The 19,433-nt window shown below is 35.6% G+C and carries 22 protein-coding genes and 1 tRNA gene; 10 read left to right on the top strand and 13 right to left on the bottom strand.

The window, feature by feature from the left end; translation table 11 throughout:
• Positions 1-4 precede the first annotated feature (4 nt).
• Positions 5-616 carry a low molecular weight phosphatase family protein gene (locus tag RAH34_RS10650; RefSeq protein WP_306596116.1) on the top strand — a complete coding sequence of 204 codons (612 nt, stop codon included), beginning with the start codon at positions 5-7 and terminating at the stop codon, positions 614-616.
• Between the two features lie 2 nt (positions 617-618).
• Positions 619-1,650 carry an ACR3 family arsenite efflux transporter gene (gene arsB, locus RAH34_RS10645; RefSeq protein ID WP_306596115.1) on the top strand — a complete coding sequence of 344 codons (1,032 nt, stop codon included), beginning with the start codon at positions 619-621 and terminating at the stop codon, positions 1,648-1,650.
• A gap of 52 nt (positions 1,651-1,702) precedes the next feature.
• On the opposite strand, the gene RAH34_RS10640 is transcribed toward arsB, so the two are convergent.
• A complete protein-coding gene (locus RAH34_RS10640) occupies positions 1,703-2,995 on the bottom strand; it encodes a hypothetical protein (protein WP_306596114.1) in 1,293 nt (430 codons plus the stop codon).
• A 222-nt stretch (positions 2,996-3,217) separates the two neighbouring features.
• Between RAH34_RS10640 and RAH34_RS10635 the strand changes: the two genes are divergently transcribed.
• The 3 genes from RAH34_RS10635 (at position 3,218) to RAH34_RS10625 (ending at position 5,749) form a co-directional block, all read left to right on the top strand.
• Positions 3,218-4,039 carry an AraC family transcriptional regulator gene (locus tag RAH34_RS10635; protein WP_306596113.1) on the top strand — a complete coding sequence of 274 codons (822 nt, stop codon included), beginning with the start codon at positions 3,218-3,220 and terminating at the stop codon, positions 4,037-4,039.
• An 81-nt stretch (positions 4,040-4,120) separates the two neighbouring features.
• Positions 4,121-4,687: a sugar O-acetyltransferase gene (locus RAH34_RS10630; protein ID WP_306596112.1), complete on the top strand. Its 567-nt coding sequence runs from the start codon at positions 4,121-4,123 to the stop codon at positions 4,685-4,687.
• Positions 4,688-4,699: 12 nt separating this feature from the next.
• Positions 4,700-5,749 (top strand): alpha/beta hydrolase, encoded by a 1,050-nt coding sequence (locus RAH34_RS10625; RefSeq protein WP_306596111.1) that lies wholly within the window; start codon positions 4,700-4,702, stop codon positions 5,747-5,749.
• A 98-nt stretch (positions 5,750-5,847) separates the two neighbouring features.
• Here the strand turns inward: RAH34_RS10625 and RAH34_RS10620 are convergent, their stop codons facing one another.
• The 5 genes from RAH34_RS10620 to RAH34_RS10600 form a co-directional block, all read right to left on the bottom strand.
• Positions 5,848-6,753, bottom strand: coding sequence for an AraC family transcriptional regulator (locus tag RAH34_RS10620; protein WP_306596110.1), 906 nt, complete (start codon positions 6,751-6,753; stop codon positions 5,848-5,850).
• 20 nt (positions 6,754-6,773) lie between these two features.
• On the bottom strand, positions 6,774-7,274 hold the full coding sequence (locus RAH34_RS10615) for a hypothetical protein (protein ID WP_306596109.1): 501 nt from the start codon (positions 7,272-7,274) through the stop codon (positions 6,774-6,776).
• Between the two features lie 14 nt (positions 7,275-7,288).
• Positions 7,289-7,723 carry a DUF2147 domain-containing protein gene (locus RAH34_RS10610; RefSeq protein WP_306596108.1) on the bottom strand — a complete coding sequence of 145 codons (435 nt, stop codon included), beginning with the start codon at positions 7,721-7,723 and terminating at the stop codon, positions 7,289-7,291.
• Between the two features lie 30 nt (positions 7,724-7,753).
• Positions 7,754-8,569, bottom strand: a complete 816-nt coding sequence (locus tag RAH34_RS10605) for an oxidoreductase (RefSeq protein WP_306596107.1) — start codon at positions 8,567-8,569, stop codon at positions 7,754-7,756.
• 314 nt (positions 8,570-8,883) lie between these two features.
• Positions 8,884-10,479 (bottom strand): tail fiber domain-containing protein, encoded by a 1,596-nt coding sequence (locus tag RAH34_RS10600; protein ID WP_306596106.1) that lies wholly within the window; start codon positions 10,477-10,479, stop codon positions 8,884-8,886.
• A 369-nt stretch (positions 10,480-10,848) separates the two neighbouring features.
• Between RAH34_RS10600 and RAH34_RS10595 the strand changes: the two genes are divergently transcribed.
• Positions 10,849-11,637, top strand: a complete 789-nt coding sequence (locus tag RAH34_RS10595; RefSeq protein WP_306596105.1) for a PhzF family phenazine biosynthesis protein — start codon at positions 10,849-10,851, stop codon at positions 11,635-11,637.
• Between the two features lie 142 nt (positions 11,638-11,779).
• On the opposite strand, the gene RAH34_RS10590 is transcribed toward RAH34_RS10595, so the two are convergent.
• Positions 11,780-12,232: an Hsp20/alpha crystallin family protein gene (locus RAH34_RS10590; protein ID WP_306596104.1), complete on the bottom strand. Its 453-nt coding sequence runs from the start codon at positions 12,230-12,232 to the stop codon at positions 11,780-11,782.
• A gap of 491 nt (positions 12,233-12,723) precedes the next feature.
• On the opposite strand from RAH34_RS10590, the gene RAH34_RS10585 reads away from it, so the two are divergent.
• Together RAH34_RS10585 and RAH34_RS10580 are read left to right on the top strand one after the other, a co-directional pair.
• Positions 12,724-13,371 (top strand): lysoplasmalogenase, encoded by a 648-nt coding sequence (locus RAH34_RS10585; protein WP_306596103.1) that lies wholly within the window; start codon positions 12,724-12,726, stop codon positions 13,369-13,371.
• Between the two features lie 14 nt (positions 13,372-13,385).
• A complete protein-coding gene (locus RAH34_RS10580) occupies positions 13,386-14,366 on the top strand; it encodes a sterol desaturase family protein (RefSeq protein WP_306596102.1) in 981 nt (326 codons plus the stop codon).
• Between the two features lie 306 nt (positions 14,367-14,672).
• Here the strand turns inward: RAH34_RS10580 and RAH34_RS10575 are convergent, their stop codons facing one another.
• The 4 genes from RAH34_RS10575 to RAH34_RS10560 all read right to left on the bottom strand — a co-directional run bounded on the left by RAH34_RS10575 (position 14,673) and on the right by RAH34_RS10560 (position 16,911).
• Entirely contained in the window at positions 14,673-15,533 is an 861-nt protein-coding gene (locus RAH34_RS10575) for a GLPGLI family protein (protein ID WP_306596101.1), read from the bottom strand.
• On the bottom strand, positions 15,527-15,706 hold the full coding sequence (locus RAH34_RS10570) for a hypothetical protein (protein ID WP_114821595.1): 180 nt from the start codon (positions 15,704-15,706) through the stop codon (positions 15,527-15,529). The genes RAH34_RS10575 and RAH34_RS10570 overlap by 7 nt, the downstream gene beginning before the upstream one ends.
• A 316-nt stretch (positions 15,707-16,022) precedes the next feature.
• Positions 16,023-16,107 (bottom strand) — tRNA-Ser (locus RAH34_RS10565).
• A 120-nt stretch (positions 16,108-16,227) separates the two neighbouring features.
• Positions 16,228-16,911: a hypothetical protein gene (locus tag RAH34_RS10560; RefSeq protein ID WP_306596100.1), complete on the bottom strand. Its 684-nt coding sequence runs from the start codon at positions 16,909-16,911 to the stop codon at positions 16,228-16,230.
• A 140-nt stretch (positions 16,912-17,051) separates the two neighbouring features.
• On the opposite strand from RAH34_RS10560, the gene RAH34_RS10555 reads away from it, so the two are divergent.
• Complete coding sequence (locus tag RAH34_RS10555; protein ID WP_306596099.1) at positions 17,052-17,423, top strand: helix-turn-helix domain-containing protein; 372 nt, start codon at positions 17,052-17,054, stop codon at positions 17,421-17,423.
• Between the two features lie 69 nt (positions 17,424-17,492).
• On the opposite strand, the gene RAH34_RS10550 is transcribed toward RAH34_RS10555, so the two are convergent.
• On the bottom strand, positions 17,493-17,705 hold the full coding sequence (locus RAH34_RS10550; RefSeq protein WP_306596098.1) for a glyceraldehyde-3-phosphate dehydrogenase: 213 nt from the start codon (positions 17,703-17,705) through the stop codon (positions 17,493-17,495).
• 183 nt (positions 17,706-17,888) lie between these two features.
• Here RAH34_RS10550 and RAH34_RS10545 point away from each other — a divergent pair, with 183 nt between their 5' ends.
• Entirely contained in the window at positions 17,889-18,740 is an 852-nt protein-coding gene (locus RAH34_RS10545) for a hypothetical protein (protein ID WP_306596097.1), read from the top strand.
• 224 nt (positions 18,741-18,964) lie between these two features.
• Here the strand turns inward: RAH34_RS10545 and RAH34_RS10540 are convergent, their stop codons facing one another.
• Positions 18,965-19,342 (bottom strand): VOC family protein, encoded by a 378-nt coding sequence (locus tag RAH34_RS10540; protein WP_306596096.1) that lies wholly within the window; start codon positions 19,340-19,342, stop codon positions 18,965-18,967.
• Between the last annotated feature and the right edge of the window lie 91 nt (positions 19,343-19,433).

Below are 19,433 nucleotides of genomic sequence, written 5' to 3'. Positions count from 1 at the left end.
TCTTATGTATAAGGAATTATTAAACACGATTCAATCTCTGAAATGGGAAAATACAGATAGCGATAGAAAAGAGGTTCTTGAACCATTGATCAGCTTTATCCAGCAAAAAGTGGATGATAACCAGGAAATCAACCTGAATTTTATCTGCACTCACAATTCAAGACGAAGCCATCTGGCACAGATCTGGGCACAGGCAGCAGCATCTTTCTTTACAATTCCGGAAGTCCGCTGCTATTCCGGTGGAACGGAGACAACGGCATTATTTCATAAGATTGCGGAAGTTTTAGCAGAACAGGGTTTTTCAATTTTCAGCATTGCTGATACCACCAACCCTGTATATGCTGTAAAATATGATGATAACAGCCTTCCGATCATTGGCTTTTCTAAAAAATATGACAGCCCGTTCAATCCTGTATCCGGTTTTGCAGCAATTATGACCTGCTCGCAGGCAGATGGCGGATGTCCTTTTATTCCCGGTGCGGAAAAGAGAATTCCGATCACATTTGAAGATCCTAAGATTTCAGATCATACTCCGGAACAGGCAGCTGTTTATACTGAAAGAAGTTTACAAATTGCAGAAGAGATGTTCTATGTTTTCTCTAAAATCAAAAAATAATCATGCAGCCCAGATTAAAATTTCTTGACCGCTATCTTACCTTATGGATCTTTCTGGCTATGGGGACAGGAATTGCTTTGGGACATTTTTTCCCGGCCATTCCTACTATTATTAATTCACAGTCAGTGGGTACTACTAATATTCCTCTGGCTATCGGACTTATTTTGATGATGTATCCGCCATTGGCTAAGGTTGATTATTCTCTTCTGCCATTGGTTTTTAAAGATAAAAAAGTAATCGGAATTTCTTTATTGCTCAACTGGATTATTGGTCCGGTTCTGATGTTTGGTCTTGCCATTCTTTTTTTAAGAAATGAACCAGATTATATGTCAGGTTTAATCCTCATTGGACTGGCCAGATGTATTGCCATGGTTATCGTGTGGAATGATCTCGCCAAAGGTAACAGAGAATATGCAGCATTATTGGTGGCTTTAAACAGCATCTTTCAGGTGCTTACCTACAGTTTTCTGGTTTGGCTTTTTATCAATGTACTCCCCATTCAACTCGGTCTGGCAAGCTTTAATGTCAACGTTTCTATGCAGGATATCACAGAAAGTGTACTGATCTATCTCGGGATTCCCTTTCTGGCAGGTTTTCTCACCCGTTATTTTCTGATCCAATCAAAAGGCGCGGACTGGTACAACAGAAAATTCGTACCTAAGATCTCTCCTGTGACATTGTATGCTTTATTATTGACCATCGTACTGATGTTTAGCTTAAAAGGTTCCACAATACTGGAATTGCCAATGGATGTCATTAAGATAGCAATCCCATTGGTGATCTATTTTGTTCTGATGTTTTTTGTAAGTTTTATGCTCAACAAAACATTGAAGATACCTTACGATAAAAATGCATCTATAGCCTTTACCGCTACCGGAAATAATTTTGAACTGGCTATTGCAGTGGCCATCTCGGTCTTTGGCATTCATTCACCACAGGCATTTGTAGGCGTGATTGGTCCATTGGTAGAGGTTCCGGTGTTGATACTTCTGGTAAGAGCCAGTTTATTTATGAAAAAGAAATGGTATCATTAATCTCATTATTAAATAAAAAGCATCACCGAAACAGTGATGCTTTTTATGGATATCAGTTCTTAATCAATTTATAATTGCCACTAACTTCATCTTTAGCTATGGTATAGCCGTCTGTCAGTTCAAGAATCCATCCGTCACCTGATATTTTTTTATTTTCGGTTTTCACTGGATTGGATATTGAAATTTTATCCCAGTTTGGACTCATTAATGCTCCATTTTCAACCGTCAGAATGCCCCACAAATCAGTAATCCGGATATTGGGATATACCGTCCCCTGATCTTCCACAGGCACAATATTCCTCGGATCAAAGGAAACATTCATTTTTTCAAATTTGATTTCAAAGTGAGGCTGCTGAATGAATTTCAGTTTGTATTCGGCAATACGCTTTTTCGTTTGTTCTTCTCTATCGGTTTCCTGCTTTATAATGGATGTACCATTATAATTGTCAGATAGCTTTTCAACTGCTTTTTGCAGGTCAGTCTGAATCCTTATATCGAATGCTTTAATGAAATAACCGGTCAGGTCTGTTTTTGAATCAATTTTTTTGTTCCAGTCCGGATCTTTATGATACAGCAGATATCCATAAACAGGTATGGTGTAATAAGCAAATGAACGTACAAACGTGGGGTTTTTCATAAAACCTTCTATGCCATTCAAAAAATATGATCTTGTCTGATCTTTATTTCTGCCACTCACAATGAGCCCTGTAAACTCAGCAATTCCCTCATTCAGTTCCAGCAGGTTTTCTGTAGTTTCTGAACCTTTGTAAAGTGTATTCCTGTATTTCCTAAAGATCAATGCATTGGTGAGATGCTGGTTCATTTCTTTTTCTGAATTTGAGCGGACTGCCTGCTTTAGCGCTTCCAATTCGAGACGAAGGTAAATCCTGCCCTCCTTCTGATCCAGATGATTATTTTCTGCATTGTTAAGATTAAACCCCAATGAAGGCTGAATGCGGTGAAAAGACTCATGAGCCAAAAGATTAATCCTCTTTTCCTTATTCTGAGAAAGAGGGAGCATAATCATTGCCCATCTTTTTCCACCCCAATTGACAGCGGTATTTGCGATGTTGACTGTGGCAGGTAAAACCCCAGAATAGAGCGTACCATCACGTTTCAGTATTCCCTCCGAATCCGGCTCGGTGGCAAAAAACTCTCTGGTTTTCGGATCGATTAAAATCATAGGACCATATAAATCTTTGTTCCATAGTCCGATATTCTTTTTTGAAGCTGTCTTGAGTTCATCAAAATAAACAGAAATTGTATCAGGGGGAATAGATTGTTTTTGTGCTTTTACACCCAATACAAACAAGAAAAAGAATGCTGTAAGAACAGTCTGCTTCATGGTTAAATTCTTTGTGGTTAATGTTTTTCTGTGAAAATACATACTTTAGGTAGCTAATATAATGAATTACAGCGATCAGGAACAACGGCAACCATCAAAAATAACCTACAGGTAAATTGATTTGATGAGCTTCTAGGAAATATACATTGAGCCGTAAAGAAAAGAAAGCTTAGCATTTAATAACTAACTTTGTTATTACAGACCCTATATTTTTAGAACAAGATGGAACAGGCTGACCTATTGAAAACCATAAATTACTCAGGAATATTTTTTTCCTGTTTTTCGGATTACAGTGAAAAATGCATTCATGCAACTCCTGAACATGTACTGCTCTATTTGTATTCCGGAGAACAAATTATTGAAGATAGGAATACGAAAATAACCATAGGAGCAGGAGAATGTGCTTTTATACGGCGTAACCATCGTCTGATGATGTATAAAAACAGTAAAGACGATGAACTTTACAAGGGTATTTCATTAACTTTTAACCGTAACTTACTCCGGGATTTTTATCATAAACTAAATAAATCGGATCTGCCTCAGAAGGTTCATTTTTCTGAAGAAAATGTATTTAAAATAGAACCTCGTGCCGATATTACGAGCCTGTTTCAATCGCTAACTCCTTATTTTGATGAAAATACAAGACCTACTGAAGGGGTTGTTCATCTTAAATTACAGGAAGGAATCTACGCCTTACTCAATCATTCAGAGATCTTTTTTCCTATTTTGTTTGATTTTACAGAGCCCTGGAAAATTGATATTATGGAGTTCATGAATGAAAATTACATGGATGAGCTTACCATGGAACAAATTGCTTCCTATACCGGCCGTAGTCTTGCCACTTTCAAGCGGGACTTCCAAAAGATAAGTGACCTGAGTCCGCAAAAATGGCTGATCAGAAAACGTCTTGAAGCAGCCTATTTCAAAATGAAAAACGAAGGCAGGAAAGTACAGGATGTTTATGTAGAGGTTGGATTTAAAAATCCTTCACACTTTTCCACAGCATTCAAAAAACAATACGGATTTTCACCGAAGGAAATTTAACCTGAGCTTCAGAGAAAAGTTATTTGAGCCTCGCAGTAATAGCACTGTGAGGTTCACTTTTTAATTTTGTCCTGTAAATAAATGATAATGAAAACACAGGATATTTTTGAACGGCTCACAGAAGGGGAAACAATTCCTGCAGATGATCCGCAGGCCATCAGAATGCGGGAAGCCTCTTTTGAAACAAAGAAATTACTGATCAGAATGAACGGTTCTTCTGATCCGGCAGAAATCAGGGAGTTTCTGGGCCAGATCACCGGTATATGTATTGACGAAAACACGACTATTTTTACTCCGTTATATATCAATTACGGAAAGAATACAAAAATCGGTAAAAATGTATTCATCAATTTCGGCTGTACATTTCTTGATTTGGGAGGCATTACAATAGAAGATCATGTTCTAATCGCTCCCAACGTCAGTTTACTTTCTGAAGGACATCCTGTTTCTTCAGTAAGCCGTCACTCACTTGTTCCCGGACGTATTCACATTAAAAAGAATGCCTGGATTGGAGCCAACGCAACCATTCTTCCCGGAGTTACCATAGGCGAAAATACCGTAATAGCGGCTGGAGCAGTTGTTACTAAAGACATTCCGGACAATGTCATTGCGGGAGGAATTCCTGCAAAAATCATTAAACCTATCTAAAGAAACATTCTCATGAAAAAATGGACAATTTTAACAGCATTTGCATTGCTGCTCACAGGAAAAGCTTATGCACAGCAAAATGAAAAAAAAATGAAAAATACAGAAAAAAACGAACATTATACTTTTAAACTGAGTGACAATGTTATCCGCCAAAAAGTACATTTTACAAATCGTTACGGAATATTACTTACCGGTGATCTGTACAGTCCTGCATCTCAGGTTAAAAATAAAGAGCTATCAGCTATTGCCATAAGTGGACCCTTTGGGGCAGTAAAAGAGCAGTCATCCGGTCTCTATGCCAATCAGATGGCAGAACGTGGATTTATTGTACTGGCATTTGATCCATCGTATACCGGGGAAAGTGGCGGAGAACCGAGAAGTGTGGCATCTCCTGATATCAATACAGAAGATTTCAGTGCTGCGGTAGATTTCCTGGGATTACAGAAAGAAGTGGATAGAAGCCGTATAGGAATTATCGGAATATGTGGATTCGGAGGTTTTGCATTAAATGCTGCTGCGGTGGATCACCGGGTAAAAGCTGTTGCAACAACCAGTATGTATGATATGTCACGGGTAATGTCCAGAGGATATTATGACGCCGTCACTCCGGAACAGCGTACGCAATTGTTACAGCAACTTGGTGAACAACGCTGGAAAGATGCAGAAAAGGGAACATTTCAGCCCGGACCAAGGCTGAATGCTGAAAAACTCAAAGGAGATGAGCCTCAGTTTGTAAAAGAATACTTTGATTACTACCGTACTCCGAGAGGGTTTCATGAACGTTCATTAAACTCAGTCGGTTCCTGGAATGCAACCAATGCACTTTCTTTTATGAATATGCCATTACTCACTTATATTAAAGAAATTTCTCCCCGTCCGGTACTGATTATTGCAGGAGAAAAAGCACATTCCAGGTACTTCAGTGAAGATGCTTACAAGATGGCTGCTGAGCCTAAAGAATTAATAATCATTCCTGATGCTGTACATACAGATCTTTACGACAAAACAGACATTATTCCTTTCGATAAAATGGATGCGTTTTTTAGGGAAAACCTGAAATAAATTGATAGTTCACAATATCATCATGACTTACAGATATCCCTATTATTCTCAAAAAACCTACTATACTGTAGGTTTTTCTATTTCCAAAAATCAAATTTTCAATTCAAATTTCTGAATTCCTGAGGTGTATTTCCTGTTTTTTGCTTAAACAGTTTACTAAAATACTGCGGGTACTCAAATCCCAGTTCATAAGCAATTTCACTGATACTTTTATTGGAGCTCAATAAAATATTTTTAGCTTCTTCGATCAGAAAATGGTGAATATGATCCTTGGTATTCATTCCGGTTTCTTTTTTCAACAGGTCACTGAGGTAGTTAGGAGATAAATTTACTTTATCTGCCAGATCGCTTACTGTTGGTAATCCTTCCATTTTTAAAGTATCAGAAAAAAAATACCCTTTCAGAACATTTTCAACCTGCGCTACGATATCTCTGTTAGAGTTTTTTCTTGTAATAAACTGCCTTCCGTAATAACGCTGGCAATAATTCAGCAAAAGTTCTATGTTAGATACGATCAGTGTCTGACTATGATGATCAATATTTTCCTGAAGCTCTGTTTCTATTTTCTGTATACAGTCATACAGAATCTCTTTTTCTTTATCTGATAAATGAAGAGCCTCCGATGTTTCATAGGAAAAAAATGTATAGTCTTTCATCTTCATTCCTAATGAGGTGCCACGCAAAAGATCAGGATGAAAAAACAATCCCCAGCCCATCATGTTTTCTTTTTTTATAATTTCTGTATCCATGGTTACTACTTGCTTTGGGGCAATACAAACCAAACTTCCTTCCTGAAAATCATAAGACTGCCTGCCATAGCGAATATTATTGGCACAATAGTTTTTGAACATCACGGAATAAAAATCACAGCTTATCCGTATACCTTCTTCCATCTGATCATCCATTTTACCGAAATCAATAACAGTTACCAAAGGATGCCTGGTCTTATGCTGAACAAAATTATTAATGTCAGAGATAGATTGTATGTTGATAATAGGTTTCATTTGTTTAATTTACTGCTTTTTTATGATCTTAATGATTTTAAAATCGCCGAATAATATACATCTGCTCTTTCCCCGGAAAAATAATCAATCACCAATCCGGCCAATGCAAAATATGTAAGCCCAATTCCTATTCCCATCTGGACAGGATTTTTGGTAGTCCAGAAAATAATCAGTGTGATTGCAAAAAAGAGAGTGGCTACAATTTTTGACACCTTGTATCCATACTGAAAATCATCAACCCGCTTCTTTTCAAGATTGGCAAATACTGATTTGTTCTTCTGATAATTTTTGGGAAAGTCTCTCATCCGTTTTGTATTGGAATACAGCATTCCACTGCCAATTGCTGAGTAAATGGTTCCTGCAACCAATAAAGGAATGAAAAGTGCCTTTGCATTTAGAGTTGATCCTTCTTTCCAAAAAATAAAACCTGCAAGTATTGTGATAATACCAAAGGTAAGAATTAATTTAGCCTCAAACAATTCACCTTTAATCCAGTCCACAGTAAAATCTATTAAATTCACCTGAATGATTTCAATTATTTATATTTATGAAAAGTTGCTGTTTGCCCCAGTAAAGACAATCCTAAATATCCTCTCAAATAGAGTTTGTCATTTTTAATCCATATTTTACAGCTATAAGTATCTCCACTCGGTGCATTATAGATTTTGCCGTTCACATATTCTTTTCCGTTCCATACTAAACCTGTTAAGCTTTTAATTCCCACTACATTACGGGAACGGAGTTTAACGTCCGGGTTTTTGATATCTTTTTTGGAAGTAATACCATCTTTTTCAACAATATCCTTTCCCCAGAGATAGTTTCCAGAATATGTATCTCCTTCTTTAAGGATTTCAATTCTGACATCTTTTTTGTCAGATTCCCAATTTCCTACAATTGCTTTTTCAGATTGTGCATAGGTGCTGACAAACATCGCCAGCATAACTATAATCAGAGTCTTTGTTGTTTTCATTTTATTTAATTGTTTTTTGAATATCCATTATTACATTTGGCTCATTACAATTTTGTCAAATAACCTATCTCCCAAATAAACACGCATCCAAGGCATCATTACAGAATATTTACCTACTTTATACCTTGTTTTGGGATTGTTGGAAGTAACTATTTTCACAATAGCCTCCGCAATGACATCAGGTTTTGATGAGCCGTTTCCTTTGGCTGCATCAGCCGTTCCCTTTGCAATTTTATCCATCATATTTCCATAGGCGCTGCCTTTTGATATTTTAGAAAAATTGTCCAATAATACTGAACCAAATTCCGTAGCAATAAAGCCTGGTTCCAAAACCACAACTTTAATATTGAAAGATTTCAGCTCCAGACGAAGACAATCACTTAGCCCCTCCACGGCGTGTTTGCTGGCGTGATACCAGGCTCCCATAGGAAAGTACATCTTTCCTCCCATAGAAGAAGTATTGATAATAGTTCCTGATCTTGCTTTTCGCATGTAGGGTATTACTTTTTGCGTCATTGCAGCCATTCCAAAGACATTTACTTCCATCTGCTTTCGGGCTTCCTCCAAGGGTACATCTTCCACCGAACCATACAAGCCAAAGCCTGCATTATTCCAAAGTACATCAATTCTGCCTTCTCTCCTGATGATAGTATCCACAACATTCTGGATGTCTTCTTCTTTGGTAATATCCATTTGAATAGGATATCCACCCATATTTTTCAGATCCTGCATCTGATCAATTCTTCTGGCTGCTGTATAAACTGTATGACCTTTCTGGATGAGGGATTTTGCGGCTTCTTTACCCATCCCTGAACTTGCCCCTGTAATTAAAATTATCTTTTTCATTTTCTGAGTATTTGATTAACAGTACAAAGATGAGGATACAGATAACGTTGGTTCTAAGACAAATCCATGATTGTTGTATACTTTTTACAGATATTCCGAACAACTACATATCAAAAAAGCCTGCTATCTGCAGGCTTTTGCGACGTATTGGAAAATAAAAAATTGGGAAATTCTAAACCTTAGATATTTTAATAAAAACCGAGGGAATGCTTTATTAAAATAGTTTTCCAAAAGGATAAGATATTCTTTTTAGTGTGTGTGTTCTTAGAATCGGAAATGCAATACCTTTAAGTCCAAAATATTGTACCTGTTTATTACAATCCCAGTTTCTTTTTGATGGCACTCATTTCTTCTTCCATCTTTTTGATTTTGTTTTTTTGTGCTTCTATCTCAGTCTGCTGATCCTGAATGGCTTTTGTAAGGGCAGGAACAAGTGAAGCGTAGTCAACAGCCCAGGCCTCTCTGGTATCATCTTTTGGTTTATAGACGGCTTCAGGAATTAGTTTATAAAGATCCTGTGCCAGAAATCCTATTTTATGCTGAGTCTTCTGTGCCGGATTCACAGCCGGTTTACCTTCTTTAATCTGATTATTGGCAGACAGCTCGTATTGTTTCGGCTGCAATGCCATAATGGTAGTAAGACCATATCCTATTTCTTTAACCTGAGTTTTTAAACGCGTATCCGAAGTATTGACAAAACCACCTGCTGCACTCACCAATCCGTTACCATCAATCGTCACCTTAGTGCTTCCGTTATAACTGTACTTAAATCCTTCCGCCCCAAGGTAAATCTGAGTAACAGAGCCATTCAGCGTGTTGTATCCGCTTAAATCTAGATGCCCTTTGGTGGCCGCCACTTTATTTCCGCCAATACCGCCAACTTCCGGTCTGTTCATATTGATATCTCCATTACCATCGATGTCAAGCATACTGTTAACGCTGTTACCATAATAGTATCTAAGCCCTGTAGTCCCAACGGTTACCTGAGCAAATGCAGGATTGTTGCTGTTTCCTTTTAAGGTAAGAAGACCATTGAAAGCATTCACAGAATTACCGGCAGCCCCAAACGCTGTAATATCACCGTCTCCATTGAAGTTAAGCTTTCTGTCTCCATTAAAAAGATAATCACCTCCATTGGCCTGGCTGAGTTTCAACTGGGCAACATTATTATTTCCCGCTATTGTTAGCGCGCCACCTATATTGTTTATGATTCCTGCACTGGCTCCGCCTTCTGTTGTTTTGGTGGAAGAGTTCAGGAACATATCCATAGAACTTCCTATATCATTAGTAAGTCTTAAAAGAGCGGAAGCATTAGTTCCGGAATTCGTATTGCTGATGGATGTCAATCCTGGACCATCTACATTGCTCCTGAAATATAAGGCTTTGTCCAGATAATCAATCGCTGTATTCTGTAAAAGTGTACCGCCAAGTCTCACATCCTGTCCTGCAGCTGTAAGCCCGTTGCTTGCCGTCACATTTGCACTTCCTGAAATTTCCCATGTAGAAGCTGCTCCTGTGAGACCGGTACTGATGAGCTGCAGGCTCTGATTAGGACCTACTGCCATACTTACATTACCATTAATGGTTTCTGACGCTGCGGGAGCTATTGTAACGGTAAAAGCAGTATTATTTCTGATCGTATACAGACGTCCTTTGAAATTACCTGCACCGGATATTGATGTCGGTAATGTAAAAACCGCGTTGGCCGTTCCGTTATACGAGATATGAAAATCAGCAGCAGTAAGTGTATACGCTGCGGCAGTAACAGTGCTGTATTTTGCAGCTAATGATCCGTTCACATCCAGTGTTGAACCTGGTTGAGCTGTATTGATTCCGACACTTTGGGCAGACACAATACCATAAGAGAGCAAAGCTGCTGCTACTGATAATGTAGTAAAGTTTTTAAACATTATTATTTGATTATGAGTTATTAATGAAGTGAAGAAATCTCAGGAACAATTGATATTCAGAGTCTTTCCAACAGATTGGGGACTTTAGCTACCAGTCTCCCCGAAAGACTAAAATGAAGAAAATCACGATTATATTTTTTCATTGTTTCCCGTTTTTATTGAGTACAAAACTAAATTTTCCGAAAGCTTTTCCGGAAAAACACCTGTAAGAAAATTGCCACCCGGATGTGGAAAAATTATTACAAAACAGACCATGAAAGCTCATTAATTATTTGTATAAAACAGAACCTGAAATAATTTTTCAGCAATACCGGAGAAGTTCCTGATAGAAATGAATTATCTTTATACTTCACAAAATTTTTACAACCTATGAAGTTAGAATTATATCAGATAGATGCTTTTACAGAATCTGTTTTCCATGGAAATCCGGCGTGTGTTGTCCCATTAAAAACCTGGTTACCCGATGAAACCCTTTTAAAAATAGCCCGTGAAAATGCGGTAGCAGAAACCGCTTTCTTTATTGACAATGGAGATCGTGTTCATCTGAGATGGTTTACCCCTGAAATAGAGATGGATTTATGCGGACATGCTACTCTTGCTACCGCTCATTGTCTTGTTTCCATCTTACGTTATCAGAGTGATAGAATCATTTTTGAAACAAAAAGTGGTGAACTGACGGTAGATGTTAAAGATGGGATGTACTATATGGATTTTCCATCAAGGATGCCCGAAGCCTCTACTCTTCCGGATATCATATCCAGATCACTCAATATTCAGCCTAAGGAAGTCTTTAAAGCAAGAGATTATTTGCTGGTATATGATTCTGAAGAGGATGTCAAAAAGATCTGCATTGAAAGATCTGTTTTTGATCTTATCAACCTGGATCCGGGTGGTGTTATCGTGACCGCAACAGGCACTGATTGTGATTTTGTATCAAGATACTTTACCCCGCAGTCCTCTATTCTTGAAGATCCGGTAACCGGCTCTGCACACTGCTCACTGATTCCCTTCTGGTCATCAAGATTAGGAAAAGATCAGCTTTTTGCCCGCCAGATCTCTGAAAGAGGCGGAGAACTCTATTGTGAGAACAAAAATGAAAGGGTAATTGTAGCGGGGAAAGCCCAAACGTATTCTGCAGGGCATTTTTGGATAGAATAGATTTTCTGCATAATGACATTCACCAGATATGCTGGAATTAAAATCCCAGAATTATTCGGTTAAAGGATTTAAGTTGATCTGCACTTTCAAAAATTATAAAAAAAACTGGCTACTCTTTCGGTAGCCAATTTTGTAATTATTTCTATGATATCTCAATCATTCTGGGTGGTTTCTGCTTCGCCTCTTCTTTTTTCGGAATGGTTAACATTAAAAGACCATTTTCATATTTTGCATTAATGTTATCCTGATCCACAACATCTTTCGGAAGCTCAAAACTTCTCTGGAAGGATTGATAACTGAATTCTCTTCTTGTGAAATTGTCAGCTTTTGACTCTTTACGATCTTCCTTCGTTGATGAAATGGTAAGCAGGTTACCATCCAGCCTGATCTGAAAATCATTTTTATTCATACCTGGTGCTGCAACCTGAACTTCATAAGCCTCTCCGTTCTCCTTTATATTGACCGATGGTACGGTTGTACTGGTAGATGAGTAATTGTTATTGCCCCAGTTAAAAAGTTCACGACCAAAAAAATCATCAAAGACATTTGAAAAGCCCAAATTGCTGTTTCCGTTTTTTCTTATTAGATTATTCATTGCAATCATTTTTAATTAAGTTTAACAATCATTAAAAAACACTTCAGCTGGCCAGCTGTACATAAAAATTTGCAAAAAAAATACCATTTGAGTACGAGTGAAATTTTTTCCGATCTTCTGTCATTTTTTCAGTATTTATGACACAAAGCCTTGATTCTTAGAATATTCAATATTTTTAATAGTTATCATACATCCTAAAAGTTCAAGGATAAAGAATTTTCCAAAAAATTCGAAAATTACTTTGGAAAAGATGTGATTAAACTGTATTAGCTTAAATAATATTTCTAATAATAGTCTATTTCTACAATATAAAATAAACTAAAGTGTGGTGCATTGTATTTTTATATTTCAAAAGTATTTTATCTTAATTTTATTTGTAATTTAACAATCCGAGCTAAGTATCACGTATAGAATAACTTGATGCAAACCTGAGATATATCCGTATTGTAACAAGAAAAAAGATAATTAAAAGATTGCAATAAAATTGTACCATGATAAAATCTGTCAATATCAAATTGTTATTAGTCCTTCTTGCGATTGTTTTTGCATTTGATTTAGTATTTATAGCTAGGGATCATAGTTCCTGGCGGTTTTTTACCAAGCCACTGTTGTTACCTATTATTATCTGGTTGTATTTTACTTATTCTAAACAAAATGTATTTCGGATCAACCAATGGTTTTTGTCTGGATTAATTCTGAGCTTTTTGGGTGATGTGTTTTTGTTATTTGGGTGGGGATTTATGCCCGGTTTGGGCAGTTTTTTGTTGGCTCATATCTGTTACATCGTTTATTTTTTAAAGATTAAAAAGAAAAATGTCTGGAGTTGGCTTCCCTTTGTTTTTCTATATTTAGGCTCATTTATTTACTATATATATCCTTATTTAAACGAAATGAAGATACCCGTGGTGATTTACGGAATTACCATTGCTACGATGCTGTATTTCAGTATCAGAACTTATTCTTTATTATTGATCCTGGGAGCTGTTTTGTTTGTAATATCAGATTCTGTATTGGCCATTAATATTTTCGTACAGCATAGTGTCGGGAAAGAACTTGTTGTGATGATTACTTACGTTTTAGCCCAATTGATGCTGGTGCTGGGAGTGATTGATATTGAAAAAAAGAACAGAATTATTTGATAAAATCAAGACTTATGAAAAGAAAAGATCACCGTTTTTTTCATAGTATTTGCCTTTTCTGTCCATTGGATTTTACTGATCCTGTTACTTATTTTATTCCTGTGTTTATCTTGTTGATAGTAGAGGAAATATTTTTGTATCAGATTCCTCAAAAAGTATTCACAAAAAGACTCATCAAAGATAATGTATCGAGTATCGGATTGGGGATAGGGGCAGTAATGTTAGACTTTGGGATGAAAGCTATTTCATTATCCTACTTTTTTTGGATTTACAATCATTTTAGACTTACCGATATTTTCGGGATCAAAGATTTTAATAAATTCTTCACTTTACAATGGCATGCAGATCACTGGTGGCTTTGGTTATTGGTTATGATTGTTCAGGATTTTGGCTTTTACTGGCATCATCGATTGAGTCATAAAATCAGATTATTTTGGACAGGTCATGTCAATCATCATTCGGCTACTCATTTGAGTTTTGCTATTGCATTGCGTCAGGGATGGTTTGAAATCATATATCGGGACATTTGGTATATCCCTTTTATCATTATTGGTTTTCATCCTATTATGATTGCTATGATGCATCAATTTAACCTGATTTTTCAGTTTTGGCCGCATACCAATGCTATTGGAAAATTAGGGTGGTTCGACAAAGTATTCAATTCTCCATCCAACCATCGGGTGCATCATTCCCGAAAAGTTGAGGATTTAGATAATAACTATGGGGGCATTTTGATGATTTGGGATCATCTTTTCGGCACATACAAAGCGGAAGAAAAGAAAACGACAGATTACGGAATCTATCATAACATTAATACTTATAATGTCTTTCATATCGTCTTTGATGAGTTTGGAAATATGATAAAGGATGTCCGAAATGCACCGACATGGAAAGCGAAACTGGGGTATATATTCAATGCTCCGGGCTGGCATCATCATGATAAATATGAGCGGATTTCTACTTTGAAGCGGGAATTAAAAGAAAAGATGAATTGATGGTTGTCTTGCATGAAAAGTGTAAATTACTGATAAAAACTCTTTATCAATTCAGAAACAGACATCAACCTTCTACGACTTGTTAGACAAAGTAATTCCCTCAACAATTTGGAGGGAATTTTTATCTTGAAATACTTCGTAATAAAATAAAGTCACCATATAGCGCTTTAAATAATTGATTACTGAAAACAAATAGCAAATTAAGTTCCAGACACTTTTTTAGCAACTTTAAAATGCTTAAAATATAATTGAATTTATGTACAAAGCTTTCCTGGTTAAAAAAAGTGTTAAGAAAATAAATTTTCATTACTCTAATTCAATAGGATTATATGGTAGTGGGTCTGATTTAACAGATATCTGACTACCATCTTCATTGTAGGCTTTACCATGAAAAAAGCCAGGATTATCATTGTAGTTTTGTAATACTTTTCTAAATTGTTCTCTTGTTACTGTTAATATTCTTTTTTCGTTCCTCAGATAGATTCTATTAGTTTTTTTATCCATTGCTATTACAGTAAAATGGAAATTACTTTTACTATCCTCAATTTCTAAAATTAGACCAGGTAAATTTTGAAAAACGTACGGTCCATTATTAATTGGGATTTCTTTAGAATACCAAGCTGTGTATTTTCTACCTCTATATTTAGTTGTGGCTTTCTTACACAAGTAACCTAATATATCTTTTGTCTCATTTTCGAGCTTCCATTCTATTACTGGCTGGTTCTCTTCGTATTGATAAGTTACATTTGCTCTATCCTGTACGATAACTTTACTTATTGAAAAATCCTTAACTAAAACATTTTTCCATTTATCAGGTAAATTAAGTGTTTGGTTTAATTCCTTAGCTCCTAGTTTTTCTAAATGACTAAAACTTAACATTAAAGAATCCTTTCGTAAAGAATTAAAATCTGAAAACCTTGAAAAATTCTTTCCTATTTGAAGTAAGCATATTGTTTCTAACTTCTTTTTTTTAGGGTCTTTTAAAAATTCTAATTTGTAATAAATATTTTGATAACTACTGTCTATAATTTTTTCTTCATACGAATCAGGTTTCATCGAGAAATTACCTGTTACAGTAATTTGAGCATTTGAAAAGAATCCAATCACTAAAAAAAATAACCGTAAGAAATTACGGTTATTGTTAATTATTCCGATTTTTTTTAGCATTTCACATCATTAAAGTATTCTGCTGCTTCTTGTAATTCTGCCCAGTTACTATAATTATCCGTGCATAAAGAATAAGAAGCTCCACAAGGTGCAGTAACACCAACCCATTGACTACAAGTTCCTCCTGTTACTTTTTTAAGATCATTTCGAGATAATTTTTTTAATTTTTTCATTTTTGTAATATTTTAAATTCGATAGCGAATATAACAATATAAATCATTCTAAAGAGAAAAATTTTATTATGTTAAGTATTTGTTAATAAACAACTTATACCAACTTGTGCATTGTTACGATTTACAAATATGTGATTTAAATGATTGATAGAATTTTGGTTTTATTCAGAATGTGAACACCCATTTCAATACCTGAACCAGTTTTTTATATGTAGTTTAACTACCTACGAACAACAAGCCTCTCCCTTAGCCGACCGGAAATCAAGCAATTTAGGACACAAAAAAAGGAGACGTTAATAATAAACGTCTCCCTAAGCGGAGAGTGAGGGATTCGAACCCCCGGACCTGTTACAGTCAACAGTTTTCAAGACTGCCGCAATCGACCACTCTGCCAACTCTCCCTAAACTCCGGCTATACCGTTGTTTTCAGTGGTGCAAATATAGAACGATTTTTAATTCCTGCAAAACTTTTCTAACACAAATTTTAACAAAACTTAATAATAGGCTAGAAATCAAGGGAATTATTTTTCGTTAAAAATATTGGAAGTAGAATTAGACTTTGGGTAAAGTAATAATGTATGCTTATATAAATTATCAAAAAAGGACTGTACAACAGTGATACATTCATTACAAGAACCATCATCTAGTATAATATTACTGGATTTCTCATCAATAATTATAGAAGGAATTGCTTGTGAAAGGTTTCTTATTACCTCAATTTTAGCAAACTTACGGCCATACCAATCTTCTAAATTACTATCATGATGAACAATACAATTTCTTAATTCTATAATTTCATTAATTAGTTTCCAATTATTTTTTGATAATTCAAATCTTAAATCAATAACATCATTTATATAAATTTTAAATTGTTCTAAAATTGTTCCCTTAAATGTATTGTGTTTAATACTTATATTATTTATTCTTTTCATCATATTACAAAACTGATGAAATTCATTTTCCATAATAGTAACAAGAGAAACAATTATAGATGTTCTTAAATTCCTTTTAAATGTATCATTTACAAAATGAAACTTTCTATCAAACTCTTCTGTTTTTATATCATACTGTTCCTTGTCTGAAACATATTTTAGTGTTTCATCTTCTATTATTTTTGCTAATTCTTTAGAATAAATTTTTAATTCATTAAATCTATCCGTGAAATTGCATAAATTACCAAAAATTTCTGTATGATTATCAAGCATAATTATAATTTTATCTCCCAAATATCTACAATTATTTTATACAAACAATAAGGTTTCCCATAATACAAAAACTTCCAAACTCTATTTACAAACACACATATTTTTCACTACATTTGTAAAAACACAGGTATCCTATGACAATGGAAAAACTAAGAACTCTAAGAAAGCAGAAAGGTTATACTCAGCAACAGATTGCTGATCTTCTTGCAACCGACGTCTCCAACTACAGCAGAAAAGAAAATGGAGATGTAAGAATATTTGATGATGAGTGGGAGAAACTGGCTAAAGCTTTGGAGGTTTCTGTAGAAGATATCAAAGAAGAGAAAGAACCGAATGTTGTACAGAAAAATGAAAACATAACATTTAATGATACTAGCTCATTTCACCAGTCTGGTATTTATAATTGTAATGTTCCAAATTACTTATTAGAAAACCAACAGGAATACATTAATCTTTTAAAGGAGCAGATTAAAGCTTTAAAAGAAGAAAATGAAAAACTAAAAAAGGGATAATCACCTCCACATAAAGAACAAAACGGCTTCCAATGAAGCCGTTTTTATTTTATACCTGTAAAAAGCTGCTTATTCCCGATCAACAATCGCAATGAAGCTGTTTTTTAAAAAATCAGACGGATATACAAACTGATCTCCATCTTCTCCCTTTACTACAATAGCACCCTGTTCATCGTTGAGGCATTTGTCCAATTGGGTTTTCATGTCATTAAGCGCTCCATTGGGAATTTCAATGATATAGGTTCCGGTAACGTGTGTAACTTTTATGATTTTTGTTTCCATTTTGTTTTTGATTAAGGGCTAAATGTAGGCATTTTACTTTAAGGATAAAGATGTTTCGGGAAAAGATATGAATTAATATGACTACAAAACGTTCCTCAGAGGTTATAAAATACCAGCTGTCCTTTATATAAAAGGTATAATAGAGTATATTTGCACCCATAAAAACTAATAATACTATTTCAGATGATTACTCCATCCTTTATTAAAAACGCGGTTATTGCCGCCTCATTAGCCTTCTCCTCTATGGCTTTTGCCCAAAAAACACCTATATCTGTTCTTCCTTCCGGCCATCTTGTAGTGAGTGCTGAAGTGGATGGCAGAAAGGGAAATTTTATTTTTGATACCGGAGGTGGAATCAATCTTTTTCTGGGAAATTTTTCCAAAAACCTGGACACGAAAGAAACCTATAATTACCTTACCGCTTTCCGGGCAACGGGAGAAAAGATGACGATTCCTTTGTTCAAATCAAAAGAGATTATTTTTAACGGTAAAAAATTTAAAGATACCTGGTATTCCACTCATGATATGGAAATCAAAGGAATTGACGGTTTGATTTCCCTGCCCATGCTCTATGACACAGAATTCATCATCGATTATACCACGAAAGAACTGATCTTTCCTAAAGAAAAACTTAACGGTAAGAAAGTGATGGATATTCAGCTGTCTACAAATGCAGATCAGTCTCTGGATATTACCACCTATGTTCTCTTGAACAACAAATACAGAATCAATATTCTTCTGGATTCCGGAGCGGGCAAAGATTCTTTCTGGCTGAATGAAAGCCTGCTGAAAACAATGGATATCAAAAAAGAAGGCCTGAATGTAGTTGAAAAGAAAAGCGAATTTAATCCCGATGTAACCACCAGGTTTTACAAAAGCGATATTGGCTCTATTTCCACCCCTTTTGCCACCGTAGAAAAACCGGCTGTATTTTTTGTAGAAGGTCTTATTTATGAAGGGAAAACAAGCATCAACTGGCTGGGTAAAAAATTGGGATTCAATCTTAAAGAGAAAAAGATCTATATTTTGGATTAAAAAATACATCGGTACAGTAAACTGTCATTCTGACGAAAAATCCTACTCAAATTTGAGATTCTTCCTTCGTTAGAATGACAATGTGGAAAAATGTGCTGGTAAAACCAACCCGTCAAAAATTCTTTGAATTTTCGCCACCCCTCCGGAGGATGGGAATCATTACGTCTTCAGTTGTTATACAGGTTGTAATACGGGTTTTCAGAAGTTTTCTGAAAAAATAACAGCTACTCTCCTGCCGGTTCGAACAATTCAATTTTGTTTCCTTCGGGATCCAGGATGTGTACAAACTTTCCATACTCATACGCTGCAATTTCATCCAGCACTGTTACGCCTTCTTTCTTTAACTCCTCCACCAATGCTTCGATATTTTCTACATGATAATTGATCATAAATTCTTTGGCAGAAGGCTCAAAATACTGGGTAGATTCTTTAAAAGGACTCCACAGTGTATATCCTTTCTTATCAGATTCTTCATCTTTCCAGTCGAATTTGGCGCCGTATGGGCTCGTTGGTAATCCAAGATGGGTTTTATACCATTCATTGACTTGTTCCGGGTCTTTACACTTGAAGAAAATTCCTCCAATCGCGGTTACTCTTTTCATTTTTTATTTGTTTTTATTCAGTTGATAGTTTCTTACACGCAAATACAATACGCTTTGCAATTTCACAAATATATCAATGTTTTAGCGAGTT

Source organism: Chryseobacterium sp. WLY505, assembly GCF_030846215.1.
Taxonomy (GTDB): Bacteria; Bacteroidota; Bacteroidia; order Flavobacteriales; family Weeksellaceae; genus Chryseobacterium.
Note: the sequence above shows the minus strand (reverse complement) of the source record. Positions and strands in the feature narration are given on the sequence as shown.